This window comes from Fundidesulfovibrio sp. YSD1, assembly GCF_055397115.1.
Map to the genome: position 1 here is coordinate 1 of NZ_AP043666.1, position 12701 is coordinate 12701.

The window sequence follows — 12701 nt, forward strand, 5'->3', positions numbered from 1 at the left end:
GGTGGAATCCCTTGCCCCCCCGGCGTTTCCCGGCACCCGGTCCCGGGTTGACACCGGATCGTCGTTTTAGAAACTCTCAAGCTATGCCAAGAAGTTAGCTTTGGGAAAACCCCCGGCTCGGCTGCGCTGCTCAAGGCTCTCACTAGGGTTGAGAAAAAACGCCCCCGGAAGCATCACACTGCCCATGACGAACCCGCTCTGGAACAACATCCAAAAAATCCTCGAACGCAGCCTGAATCCCGGTCTGTACCAGGTCTGGATCAAGCCGCTCGCCGCCACCGCCGGGGATGGCGGCCTCACACTCAACGCCCCCAACGAGTTCGTCGCCTCCTGGGTCCGGGAAAGGCTCATGGGCCAGATAGCCGAGGCCGCCTCGCAGGCGGCCGGCCGCCCCGTCGCCGTGACCGTGGTGTCCGGCCCCGTCCCCGCCGCGCCCGCTCCGGCGGCGGAACCCGCCAGGAAAGCCCAGAACGCCAGGACCGCCACCTGCGGCCGCGCGGACGACACCGGGGGGCAGCTCTTCCGCTTCTCCTTCGACCACTTCGTGGTGGGGCCCTCCAACGCCCTGGCCTACGAGGCCTCGCTCGGGATGTGCAGGCAGACCTTGCCCGCCAGCCAGCTCTTCATCAGCGCGGGCCCGGGCCTGGGCAAGACGCACCTGAGCCAGGCCATGGGCAAGCACCTGCTCGCCCCGGGCCAGGGGGCCAGGCCCAAGGTGGTCTACCTGACCGCCGAGGAGTTCTCCTCCCGGCTGATCCTGGCCATCAAGACCCGCGAGGTCGAGCGCTTCAAGGCCCAGTTCCGCGAGAACGTGGACACCCTCATCCTGGAGGACATCCACTTCTTCCAGGGCAAGCTGAAGCTTCAGGACGAACTGCTGAACACCCTGAGCGCGCTCCAGTCGCGCGGCTGCCGCGTGGTGTTCACCAGCTCGTTTCTGCCCAAGGAGCTCACCGGCCTGGACAGCCAGCTGGCCTCCCGGCTCTGCGCCGGGTTCATGGCCACCATCGAGCACCCCGACCTGCAGACCCGCCTGAACATCGTCAACAGCAAGGCCAGGATGCACCAGGTGATGATCCCCGGCGAGGTGGCCGGGCTCCTGGCCGAGCGCATCCGCACGGACATCCGCCAACTCGAGTCGGCGCTGCAGAACCTGGTGCTCAAGGCCAAGATCCTGGGCCGGGCCATCAACCTGGACATGGCCTGGGACGTGCTGCGCAACTACGACCTGGACCAGCCCGCCATGGGCCTGGAGCAGATAGTGGAGTACGTCTGCAAGGTCTACGACATCGCGCCCGAGCACCTGGCTTCCAAAAGCCGCAAGCGCAACTACGTCGTGGCCCGCAACACCGCCTTCTTCCTCGCCCGCAAGCACACCGAGCTCTCCCTCCAGGACATCGGGAACCGCTTCAACCGCCGCCACTCCACGGTGGTCAAGGGCATCACGGCCGTGGAGAGGCAGCTCTCCCTGCAGACCCCGCTGGGCAGGCAGATCGAATCGGCAGTGGACCGCATCGCGCAGTAATTCCCCGCGCAAAGGCGCGAAAAAAGCCCCGGGCGCGTGCGCCCGGGGCTTTTCGTTTGCGAAAACGCGCGGGGCGGGGCTATTCGAGGGCCGCGAGCTCCATGTCGCCCCAGACCCCGATCTTGCCGCCCACCTGCACGAACACGCCGAGCAGGCCCGCGCGGGCCAGGTCCTGGGCGCGCTCGAGCACCAGCCCCAGGTGGTCCGCGCTCCTGGCCAGGTTGCCGAGCGTCGTGGCGGCCGCGTCCGCAAAGGCCCCGCTCCGGGCCTTCACCGTGACCAGGTCCGCCGCGCCGAAGGAGAGCGAATGCCCGATGGTGGCCGACGAGGTGCAAAGCGACAGCGGAAATTCCTCCGGCGCGAGCCGCAGGGCCAGGCGCGCGCCCTGCACGGGCTTGGCCAGGAGGGCCACGGTGCGCTCCCGCGTGGAGTGCATGGAGAGGTCCCCGCCGTTCTCCACCAGGATGTCCGGGGATATGGGCGCGAACCTGTCCGCCACGGCCTGGGCGATGGTCCCGGCCACGGCGGCCATGGGCCCGACTCCGCAGGCCGCCGCAGCCTCGAGCATCCGTTGAGCGACCTCCGGGGCCGCCGGGTCCTGGGGCAGGGGGGTGAGCGAGGACGTGAAATCCGGCTTGAGCAGAATGTAGGTCTTGAGCGCCCCGCGAATCTCGCCCAGAAAGGCGAACACGTCTTCGGAAAGGTCGCTCGCGGCGCTCACCAGAAGGTCGGACTCCTCGATGACCACGCGGAAGCGGACCTCGCCCGGGGCCGGGTCCGGCAGGGCCCTGTAGGCCCGGTCTGGGCTCGAATGGATCATGCGTTCATCCCGTTTTTTCGTGGCTAGGTAGCCGCCCGGGGGCGCGCTTGTCCACCTTTGCGTCGCGCCCGGCCAACTCGCGCTTTTCGCGCCCGCCCGGAAGCGCTATCGTACGCCCGGAACCTAAAGGAATCGCCGCCCGCGCCGATGTGAGCCTTGCCGGGGAAACCAGCGCGCCAGCCGCGCGCGTTCGAGAGGAGACGCATGTACAGGCTGTCCATGCTCGTTGAGCGGATGCCCGCAATCCAGCAGCCCAAGCTCGTGGCTTCGGGCGTGGGGATGTGGCTCGTCTGGGAGGGGCAGCTCTCGCCCGTGCTCAGCCAGATATTCGCCGAGTTCGGCGGCTTCCAGCAGGCCCAGGAGGGCAACACCGCCCTCTGGTTCTTCTTCGGCGACGAGGCCTTCAAGGCCCTGGGGCGGCTCTCCAGCTACTCGCGCGTGAACCGGTTGCCGCTTTTCATCCAAGCCTTCCCCGCGTCCCTCTTGATCGGCTACAAGTACGAGGTCTCCTTCACCTGCGCGGAGGAGTTCCAGAACCAGGAGGCAGGGGCCTCCCAGGACCTGGAGGTGCTGGTCCACCCGCAGTTCTCCAACATGGTGGGCCAGCTGCCCGGGCTCTCGATAAAGCCGGCCAAGCCCATGCCGGGGCTGGCCAACGCGGGCTTCGGCGCGCTGGCCATCGACGCCACCCTGGCCCAGGATTCCCCCCTGGGCTGGTACTTCATGATCCGTCCCCTGGGCGACCCCCTGGACAAGAACGCCGCCGAGGGGTGGCGCGCCATCTTCTCCGAGATGCAGACGCTCCTGGAGCGCCTGGCGGTGAAGTACCTCTCCCACGAGGGCTTCCTCATCTTCGGCGTGGACAACATCCGCTCCTTCCGCAACATCACCCGCGAGTTGCTCAAGGTGGAGGGCAACGTCAAGAGTTCCGATTCCGGGAAGAAGTACTGGCCCTGCGTCATGGCCAGCGTGCTCAAGAAAGGCCACCACCTGAACAAGGACCTGCCCAAGCGCGTGAACCTGGATTGGCGCCAGATCACCCCGGACTACCCGCACATGAGCTTCAAGTCCGCGCTCTACCTGGGCCAGGGCTTCCGCATCAACGACGTGCGCCGCTCCTCCGGGGCCCTGACCATCGACGACTGGTGCCACATCTCGCTGTCGCAGGAGGAATCCCAGGGCGAGGTTCAGGGCGAGGTGCCCTTCAAGCTGCCCGCGAGCCTGGTGGCCGGGGCCAACCCGCCGTGCTTCTATTGCGGCCTGGCCGGGCACCTCCCGGCGGACTGCCCGTCCAAGTCCCTCAAGGAGCGCGACGAAAAGGTCTGGGACCAGTTGGGCATGGTGGACATGACCCAGTTGGAGCAGGCCGGGATGGAGCTCGGCCACGCCCTGGCCGGGGCCAAACCCGGTGCGCTCGCGCAGTTTATATCCGCTGGGGGCGCGGCCGGGCTCATCGTGCGGGCAGTGTTCGAGGCCGGGTTCCCCTTCCAACTGCGCTGCGTGCCGCTGATCTGGCGCAGCAAGGGCAAGGACCTGCCCGCCGGTTTCACGGAGCTGAACGCCCTGGACGAGGGCGGCTACCTTTGGGAGGCCCTGGAGGCGGCGCGCCTTGGCGACTCGGACGCCTTCGAGCGCGAGATCGCCCAGGGCATCGCGGCCTTCGGACGGGGCTTCCAGCCCCGGTCCATCCAGGGCTTCATGGCCATGGAGCAGATCGACTGGAGCAGGGCCGCCTATTTCTGGCAGGAGGCCGCGCGTAGCGCCTTCACGGCCGTGCAGCGCGGCTGGCTGTTCCTGCTCGAGGGCCGCACCCTGGAGGTGCAGGGAGACTTCCAGAAGGCGCTCTCGCTCTACAGGCAGGCCAAGTCCGAATGTCCGCGCTGGATCGAGCCGGTGTACCGCCAGGGCGTGTGCATGGTGAAGCTCGGGTTCACGGACCAGGGGCTCATGGAGCTCATGGACCTCCTGCGCGACAACCCGGCCATCTTCAACCGAATCCTCGTGGACCCCGAGCTTGAGCGCGGGCGCATCCACATCCTCCAGGCCCTCTGGAGGCCCTGGACCGAGGCCCAGGCCGCGCGCGACGAGAAGGCCACGCACTTGAAGGGCCTGCCGGACTACCTCAAGAGCTGGTTCCGCGAGGACCATCCCTTCCTGAAGAACGGGCTGGCCAGGGCCGAGGTGCTCTCGGAACTGGTGAAGGTGAACAACTACTCCTGCTTCAACAGCCTCGTGAAGGAGTACGACTCGCTGCAGAAGGACCTCCAGAACACCGTGGAGAAGGAGATCTCGCACATCAACGTCAGGCTCAAGGACATCCACGAGGAACTGAAGGACATCCACCACGAGGCGGCCTGGTTCCCCTTCGGCAAGCTCCTGCGCGAATTCAACAAGGACTTCAACGCCTGCGCCACCAAGCTCAACTGGATGCGCACCACCTCGCTCCAGGTGGCGGCCAACTTCCGCAAGGCCCAGGACTACATCGAGGAGATCAGCGCGGCCATAGCGCTTCTGAAGGCCCGGCTCGTGACGCTGCGCATCGTGCGCGACGCCACGCTCTTCGTGCTGCTTCTGGGCAAGAGCTTCATGTGGCTGGAGCTCGTGGGGCTCGCCCTGTCGCTGGTGGCGGTGCCCGGGGTGATCTTCCTGGCCCAGAAGACGGGCCAGGCGTGGCTGGCGGGAATCCTCTCCGAGCAGAAGTGGCAGGTGCAGAAGGGGCTGGTCATCGTCGTCTCCATCGTGGCCATGGCCCTGGCCGCCATCAAGACCGCCGTGACCTTCGAGAAGCGCCGCGCCGAGCTCTTCAAGGAAGAGGAGGAAAAGGCTGCCGCCAAGGGCTCCGGCAAGAAATCCTCGGGCAAGAAGGCCGTGAAGGCCCTGCCCGGGGCCGGCGTGCCCGCCAAGGCAGGGGGCAAGGGCAAGAAGTAGGGGAAGGGCTCGCGGCGACGCGGGGCGCGCCACGCGCGGTTTTCAGGGCAGCCTGTTTCGAGGGGCAAAAAAAACGGGGTCCCATTCGGGACCCCGTCGCGATTCGTAAGACCGTCGCGGACTACACGCAGCCGGTGGGCTTGGGCAGGCCGGCCATCTTACAAGCTCCCTTGCCGGGGCCGGAGGGGAACAGCTCGTAGATGTGCTTCAGCTTGAAGCCGGTCACCTTCGAGAGGATGCGAACCATGGGGGCGATGCCGTTCTTCTTGTAGTAGTCCTGCAGGAACTCGATCACCTTGTTGTGCTCTTCGGAGAGTTCCTTGATGCCCTCGGACTCCTTCACGTAATCGACCCAGTCGGGGTTCCAGTCTTCAAAGCGCTGCAGGAATCCGTCCTCGTCGACCTCGAAGGTTTTGCCCTTGAATTCAACAGTGGCCATTCTCCATCCTCCTTGGCGTTGCTTGAACTATCAGTCGGTTCCAGAATTGCCGGGACCCTCCTGGGAGGGCTCCTATACCATTAACAGCGATCCGCTGTTTTGGTTCACCAGGTAAGAACTCGGGTCTTCTACCCGATACCTTCCCGCAATGCAAGCGTTCCAGTGTCCCACCTTGGTCCCCACCGAATTCGTGACCTCTTAAGTGCCAATTCCGAGTGTTGTCAATTGATTTCGATACGCGATCAATCCGGTAGGATTTGCGAAAGATGCTCCCGCACGAAGTCCAGTCCGGGGTCCATCTCCAGGGCCTTGCTCAGGAACTCGATTGCGGCTTCTTCATGTCCTAGGAATTTATGGCAAAGGCCCAGGTTGGCCAGATCCATCACCGATCCCGAGTCCAGAACGAGCGCTGCCTCGAAGTCCCCGGCCGCGTCGGAATAGTTTCCGGACTTGAACCGGGCCACGCCGCGCAGGTTGTAGTATTCCTTCACCTCGGGGCACAGGGCTATGGCCTTGCCCAGAAGGGGCTCGGCGTGGCTCCACTGGTCCAGGCGCGTGTGCGCGTAGGCGCGGTAGAACACCGTCAGGGCCTGGTCCTCCTGGTCGGCCTGTACGGGCTCGGCCTCGATGAAGCGCTCCAGGGCCGCTTCCTCATCGCCTTCGCGCAGGGCCAGGAGGCCCTGGTAGAAGGGCAGGTAGGGCTGCCCCGGGCAGACCTCCTCCAGCACGCGAAGGCCCGCCCGGGCCTCGTCCTCGGGGGACTCCTCGGCCAGCATCCGGCCCACGAACATGCCCAGGCTGGCCCTGGGGGTGCGCTCGCGGAACCTGAAGCCGGGGACGACGTTGTAGTTGGTGGACACGCCAAGCTCGTGATGGGTGGTCTCCACGGTGTAGAGCGTGTAGCCCTTGGCCTTCAGGCCCGCGGCAAGGGCCGAGAGCTCCGAGAGGATGTCCTGCTGCTCCACGCTGGGCAGGCGCTCCAGGGCGGTTTCGGGCCCGTCCGCCACCCAGGAAATCTCGCCCAGGCTCAAGAACTTGCGCAGGCCCGAGGCCTCGTAGTTGCTGCCGGTCTCGAAATCCCCGGCCAGTTGGGCGATCTCGGTCACGGCGCGCACGGCGGCCTTCACGGGCGAGCTCGCCGTGCCGGCGGTGAAGACGATCTCGCTTTTCGCGCCCAGGGTGGCCGGGTCGTATGCCAGCGCGCCCACGGTGGGCACGGGCATGCCCAGGCTGAAGTCCTTGAGCCAGAGCTTCACGCCGTTTTTCTCGAAGGCCTCGACCAGCCCGCGCAGCACCGGGTCCGCGACGCCGTGCGTGCGGATGGTGGGCAGGCGGGGCTCGTCGCGGTCCACGATGGCGCTCACGTGGCGCTCCACGAGTTCGCACGCGCCCTGCAGGATGGACTCCTCCAGGCAGTTGCCCGCTGACGACCCGTTGAATTCGTTGAGCTTCTTGAACCAGTCCAGCGGGACCATGACCTCCTCGCCGTCGAGCACCCTGGTGGCGGGATAGAAGCGCCAGCGCACCAGGTCCAGAAGCCTGACGGCGTCCTCCTCGCCCAGGGAGTCCTCCACGGACAGGATCACCTCGGACACGGGCATGACCTTGCCGGGCCAGAGCGCCTGGGCCTCGGACCACGTGGCCAGGGTGAAGTTGGACTCGTCGGCCCAGAAGCTGAAGTAGCTGAAGCGCTCGGCCAGTTCCATGAGCGCCGAGGCCTCGGCCTGGGCCGGGGACGCGCCCTTGCCCATCTGCTTGCGCGTGGGCATGACGCCCCGGGCCTGGGGGCCGCAGATGGACAGGTAGACCGGGATGCCGAGCCGCCCTGTGTCGGTGCGGCGCAGTTCGGCCAGGATGCCGCCGTGGCCGGCGAAGAGCTCCTTGACCCGGGCGGCGGTGCTTTCGGGCGAGCAGAGCTTGTCGGAGTCGGCGGTGTAGCCCTTGGGGGTGCTTTGCAGTTTACGCATCGGTACGGCTCCGCATGCGGTAGAGCACGCAGGTTTTGGAATCCCCCTCGCTCGAGCGGCAGGTGGACTGCGTGCGCTGGATGAGGAAGTCCTGGTGGATACGGGCGAAGAAAGGCGCGGCCTCGCGGCAGTGGTCGCAGGAGAACAGGGCCTGGGCCGCCGGGCCGCCGGCCAGGTGGTTCACGAGCAGGTTGGCCATGGGCTCGTGCAGTTCCGGCAGGTAGAGGGCCTCGGAGCCCACGATGACCTCGAAGCGGTCCTCGATGCCGGGCGAGCGGATGTCCAAAAGCGCCGGGCGGGCCTGGGCCTCCAGGCCGTTTTTCAGGATGCTCGCGCGGATGAACAAGAGCGCCTCGGGCTCGATGTCGGTGACGAGCGCCTGGAATCCGCGCCTGGCCGCGGCGAGCCCGCACAGGCCCAGGCCCGCGCCCAGTTCCAGCAGGCTCGAGCCTCCGGGCTGCGGAGTGAGCCTGGAAAGCAGCATGGCCAGCGGAAACGAGGCGGGCCAGAGCTTGGCCCAGAAGGGCAGCACGAGCTTCTCGCCCGGCCTGGAGGACTGGGCGAGCCTGTCCACGTAGGCGGGCAGGTCGGTGATTTGGAGGATGTCCAGGTCCATGCCCCCGAGCGAGACTGTCTCGAAGGCCACGGGGTGGCGCGATCCGGCAAGCGCGAGAACGTCGTCGAGCGTGACTTCCGGCGACAGGGCCAGCTCAAGGATGCGGGGGTCGGTGTTCACGGCGGGCAACTCCTCGTTCGGCCCCGGGAGGGGCGCGGGATCAGGAGGGCGAAAAAAAAGGCCGGCCCTTACGGGGTCCGGCCTGTCCTGATTTGGTGGAGCGGGAGACGGGATTTGAACCCGCGACTTCAACCTTGGCAAGGTTGCACTCTACCACTGAGTTACTCCCGCGATCTGGAGGCGGCATCCGGATTTGAACCGGAGAATGGAGGTTTTGCAGACCTCTGCCTTACCACTTGGCTATGCCGCCTCGCGCAAAGGGAAGTCAGCTTTAGTGAAGTTCCGCCTCACTGTCAACTTTATTCCCGGACCGCCACTTTCAAAAAAAAGTCCCCCGGGTGGGGGATGGAGCGGGAGACGGGATTTGAACCCGCGACTTCAACCTTGGCAAGGTTGCACTCTACCACTGAGTTACTCCCGCTCGTGGCGCGAGAGGCGTGTTTAATTGGGAGGGGGGTGGATGTCAAGCGACTTTCTGAAAAATGTCTCGAATCCGTTGCCCTATACCTTAATGATGGAAAAGTGCGGCGCATGCGCATGCATATGCGCTAAACCCTTTACCTCCGCGAGCAAATCCATTAAGTGGACTCACTTCTTCGACCCAAGGGCCGTCGCGGCCCCTCCGGAGGCTCTCTCAATGGAACAGAAAGATCTGGACTTCTTCCGGCAGTACCTGAACGACTCTCTCCAGGACATCCTCAGGAAAGGCGAGGAGACCATCGAGGACATGACCGACGCGGTGGAGGTCTACGCCGACCCCGCCGACCGCGCCACGGCCGAGTCCGACCGCGCCTTCACCCTGCGTCTGCGCGACCGCGAGCGCAAGCTCATCCGCAAGATCCAGGAGGCCCTGGAGCGCATCGAGGACGGCACCTACGGCATCTGCGAGGAGTGCGGCGAGGACATAAGCGTCGCCCGGCTCAAGGCACGTCCCGTGACCACGCTGTGCATCAAGTGCAAGGCCCGCCAGGAGGCCGACGAAAACCTCAGGGGCGAGTAGCCCGGCCGGATGGACGCCGCCTTCTTCAGGCACCTGGGGCCTGAGCTCGCCCACGCTCTCGAAGGCGTCCGTTTCGACACGGTTTTCTCCCCCGCGCCGGGGTTCTGGACCCTGGCGTTCACGCCCCCAGTAGGCCCGTATCCGGGCCAGCCCTCGCTTTGCCGCTTCCTGCTCGCCCGGGTCCAGCCCCAGGGCGGAATTCTCTTTCTCTCCGACGCCAAGCCCGCCAACCCCCTCGCGCCCCCGGCCAAGGCCATGTGGCTGCGCAAGCGGCTTCGCGGGCGCAAGGTGCTGGGCGGACTCTGCGACTGGCCGCGCAAGCGCCTGGCCCTGGAGCTGAACCAGGGCGAGGGGCGCTGGCTCCTTCTTTCCATGGAGGACGACCCCGTGGTCCTGGAGCGGCTGCCGGAGGGCTTCGGGGACGCTCCGACCTGGAGCTCCCCGGAGGAAGCCCTTGCCGACCCGGCTTGCCCGCGCAGCCTGCGCCGGGCCCTGGACCGGGCCGAGTCCGAGGACCGCGCGCCGCTCTTGGCCGCATTCCTCGAAGGCAGAACGGACGGATTTTTCCTGAGCGAGGCCGACCCCATGCGCGACGGCCCCCTGCCGTGGCCCCCGGGGCGGTCCTGCCTGCGATTCCCGCACGTTTTCGCCGCCGCGTCCGAGTATGCCAGGGCGGCCTTCTTCGAGGCCCTGGCTCCCCCGAGCGAGGAGCCCGCGCGCGTCGAGGCCCGCAAGCGCAAGCGCCTGGACACCCTGGACAAGGACCGCCAGCGCCTGGAGGGCCTTACCCGCCAGCAGCTCTACGGCGAAGCCGTGGCCGCCAATCTTTCCGGGCTCGACCCCAGGAGCAAGTCCGGGCCGCTCACGCTTGACCATCCGGAGCACGGCCCCCTGGCCGTGCCGCTTGACCCCTCGCTCACGGTGCTCGAAAACATGGAGCGCTTCTTCCGCAAGGCCGCCAAGGGCCGCAGAGGGCTTGGCCACGTGGAGCGCCTGGAGGCCCAGGCCCAGGAGGGCCTCCTGCCCCCTCGCAAGGCCCCGGGCCAGCCCGGCAAGGCCCAGGGGGCGGGGGGGGCGAAGGCTTCGGCCGGGGACGTGCCCCTGCACCGCTTCCGCTCCTCGGACGGCTTTCTCATCCTGCGCGGCAAAAATAGCGCCGCGAACCACAAGCTGCTCACCACCATCTCCAGCCCCTTCGACTACTGGCTGCACGCCGAGAGCGGGCCGGGCGCTCACGTAATCGTCAAACGCGACCATCCCGGGCAGGAGGTGCCCGAGTCCACCCTGCGCGAGGCCGCGATCCTGGCCGCGCTGGCCAGCTGGCGCGCGGCGGACCTCAAGGCGGACGTGCTCCTGGCCTTGGCCCGGGAGGTGCGCGCCATCAAGGGCGCGGCCCTGGGGCGCGTGCGGGTGGAGGGGGCGCGCACCCTGCTGGTGGAACTCGATGGGTCACTGGAAGAGCGCTTGAAGAGCCTCTATTGACATTTTTGCACATCCTCTTCAGACTCCGCCCCTGCCTGCCAAACCTATTTGAAGAGGTTGCGTTATGTCTCTCAAGCAGAAGATGCAGGCCCTGTCTCTGTTCTCCGTCGTGCTCGTGCTCGCTGTCTGGTTGACGGCCTGGCTCGGCCTTGGGAGTCTTCGGGAAGGGGCCACCTCGTCGACCGCGCTCGCCAGCGAGATCGCCTCGCTGAAAAGCGCCGTGCTCTGGACCGGAATCGGGGCCATGGCCCTGGCCTTGGCCGCCGGGGCCGTGACGGGGCTCGGCGTCACGGGGCGGGTCTCGCGCATCCTGGCCGCGCTCAAGAGGGCCGAGGAGGGCGACCTCGCGGCCCGCTGCGAGGCCGCCGGAGCCGACGAGATAGGGCGCATCGGCGCCGAGATCAATACCCTCATGGGCCGCGTGCAGGGCCTTTTCTCCGAGGCCCGCGACCACGAGCAGAAGGCGGGCGAGAGCGCCAGGCAGTGCCGGCTGGCCATGACCCAGGCCACCGAGACCCGCCAGCGCGCCGAGAACTCCCGCCGCCAGGGCATGGCCGGGGCCTCGGGCACCTTGAAGAAGGTGGTGGGCGAGATCCAGGACGTGGCCGCCAACCTTTCCTCCGAGGTGGACAAGACCTCGGCCGACGCCCGCAGGCAGGCCGACATGGTGGAACAGACCGCCCAGGCCGTGCAGCAGCTGGACCAGGCCGTGCTGGAGGCCGCGCGCAACGCCTCGGGCGCGGCCGAGCTGGCTGGCAAGGCCCGCGAGCGCGCCGAGCACGGCGCGGGCGTGGTGGAGGCGGTGCTCGGCTCCATCACCGGGGCCCACGCGCGCACCATGGAGCTCAAGGGAGTGGTGCAGGAGCTTGGCGGCAGGGCCGAGTCCATCGGCAGGATCATGACGGTGATCTCCGACATCGCGGACCAGACCAACCTCCTGGCCCTGAACGCGGCCATCGAGGCGGCGCGCGCGGGCGAGGCCGGGCGAGGCTTCGCCGTGGTGGCCGACGAGGTGAGAAAGCTCGCGGAAAAGACCATGCAGGCCACCCGCGAGGTGGGCGGCGTGATCGAGGCCATCCAGGCCGGGGCGCGCGGCGCGGTCTCGGGCATGGAGAACACGGCGGGCGAGGTGGAGCGGGCCACGGGCCAGGCCAGGCAGTCCGGCGAGGCGCTCTCCGAGATCGTCTCCATCGTGGAGGCCACGGCCGACCAGGTGCGCTCCATCGCCACGGCGGCCGAGCAGCAGTCGGCGGCCAGCACGCAGATCGGGCGCACCGTGAACCTCGTGCGCGACACGTCCTCGGGCACGCTTGACGGCATGACGCGTTGCGAGCAAGGTCTGGACACCTTGATCGAACAGGTGAGGGCACTGGCCAACCTGAACAGCGTGTTTACATTGCTCGGGCAGGGCACGCTCCAGGACCTCATCGAGGAGCTCTGCGCCGCGCCCGAACTGGCGGGCATGGAGCGGGGGGCCATGGAGGGCAAGCTCAAGCGGGCCATGGCCCAGAATCCGTTCCTGGAACTGGCCTACATCACCGACGCCTCGGGCCGCCAGGTGGTGAGCAACATCCCCCAGGCCGGGTTCGCCGCACAGTACGACGGCACCGGGTTCGGCAAGGACTGGAGCGCGCGCCCCTGGTTCACCGGGGCCATGCGCGCCAAGGACATTTATATTTCCGAAGTGTACGTCTCCTCGGCGTCAGGTGCGCCCTGCATCACGGTCAGCCGCCCCATCGAGGGGCCGGACGGGGCCGTGGTCGGGCTTCTGGGCCTGGACGTGAAGATCAACTGAGCGGGGCTT

The 12701-nt window shown here is 67.2% G+C and carries 9 protein-coding genes and 3 tRNA genes; 5 read left to right on the forward strand and 7 right to left on the reverse strand.

The genetic code is table 11. The features are described from left to right. Window positions 1-184 precede the first annotated feature (184 nt). A complete protein-coding gene (gene dnaA / locus ACZ5V4_RS00005; protein WP_464316129.1) occupies window positions 185-1525 on the forward strand; it encodes a chromosomal replication initiator protein DnaA in 1341 nt (446 codons plus the stop codon). Between the two features lie 79 nt (window positions 1526-1604). On the opposite strand, the gene ACZ5V4_RS00010 is transcribed toward dnaA, so the two are convergent. Next, a complete protein-coding gene (locus ACZ5V4_RS00010) occupies window positions 1605-2345 on the reverse strand; it encodes a UPF0280 family protein (RefSeq protein WP_464316130.1) in 741 nt (246 codons plus the stop codon). Between the two features lie 204 nt (window positions 2346-2549). Here ACZ5V4_RS00010 and ACZ5V4_RS00015 point away from each other — a divergent pair, with 204 nt between their 5' ends. Further along, complete coding sequence (locus tag ACZ5V4_RS00015) at window positions 2550-5273, forward strand: tetratricopeptide repeat protein (RefSeq protein WP_464316131.1); 2724 nt, start codon at window positions 2550-2552, stop codon at window positions 5271-5273. Window positions 5274-5394: 121 nt separating this feature from the next. Here the strand turns inward: ACZ5V4_RS00015 and ACZ5V4_RS00020 are convergent, their stop codons facing one another. The 6 genes from ACZ5V4_RS00020 to ACZ5V4_RS00045 all read right to left on the reverse strand — a co-directional run bounded on the left by ACZ5V4_RS00020 (window position 5395) and on the right by ACZ5V4_RS00045 (window position 8836). Further along, window positions 5395-5712: a TusE/DsrC/DsvC family sulfur relay protein gene (locus ACZ5V4_RS00020; protein ID WP_464316132.1), complete on the reverse strand. Its 318-nt coding sequence runs from the start codon at window positions 5710-5712 to the stop codon at window positions 5395-5397. A 242-nt stretch (window positions 5713-5954) separates the two neighbouring features. Continuing rightward, window positions 5955-7679 (reverse strand): YcaO-like family protein, encoded by a 1725-nt coding sequence (locus tag ACZ5V4_RS00025; RefSeq protein ID WP_464316133.1) that lies wholly within the window; start codon window positions 7677-7679, stop codon window positions 5955-5957. Continuing rightward, window positions 7672-8415, reverse strand: coding sequence for a class I SAM-dependent methyltransferase (locus ACZ5V4_RS00030; protein ID WP_464316134.1), 744 nt, complete (start codon window positions 8413-8415; stop codon window positions 7672-7674). The genes ACZ5V4_RS00025 and ACZ5V4_RS00030 overlap by 8 nt, the downstream gene beginning before the upstream one ends. Window positions 8416-8511: 96 nt before the next feature. Continuing rightward, a tRNA-Gly gene (locus ACZ5V4_RS00035) sits at window positions 8512-8586 on the reverse strand. Window positions 8587-8590: 4 nt separating this feature from the next. Continuing rightward, window positions 8591-8665: transfer RNA gene (locus ACZ5V4_RS00040), tRNA-Cys, on the reverse strand. Between the two features lie 96 nt (window positions 8666-8761). After that, window positions 8762-8836: transfer RNA gene (locus tag ACZ5V4_RS00045), tRNA-Gly, on the reverse strand. A gap of 216 nt (window positions 8837-9052) precedes the next feature. Here ACZ5V4_RS00045 and dksA point away from each other — a divergent pair. From dksA to ACZ5V4_RS00060, 3 genes are all read left to right on the forward strand, one after another. After that, a complete protein-coding gene (gene dksA, locus ACZ5V4_RS00050; RefSeq protein WP_464316135.1) occupies window positions 9053-9415 on the forward strand; it encodes an RNA polymerase-binding protein DksA in 363 nt (120 codons plus the stop codon). Between the two features lie 9 nt (window positions 9416-9424). Next, entirely contained in the window at window positions 9425-10897 is a 1473-nt protein-coding gene (locus ACZ5V4_RS00055; protein WP_464316136.1) for an NFACT RNA binding domain-containing protein, read from the forward strand. Window positions 10898-10961: 64 nt separating this feature from the next. Further along, the gene (locus ACZ5V4_RS00060) at window positions 10962-12692 is read left to right on the forward strand and encodes a methyl-accepting chemotaxis protein (RefSeq protein WP_464316137.1); all 1731 of its coding nucleotides are present in this window, start codon (window positions 10962-10964) and stop codon (window positions 12690-12692) included. The last annotated feature ends 9 nt before the right edge of the window (window positions 12693-12701 follow it).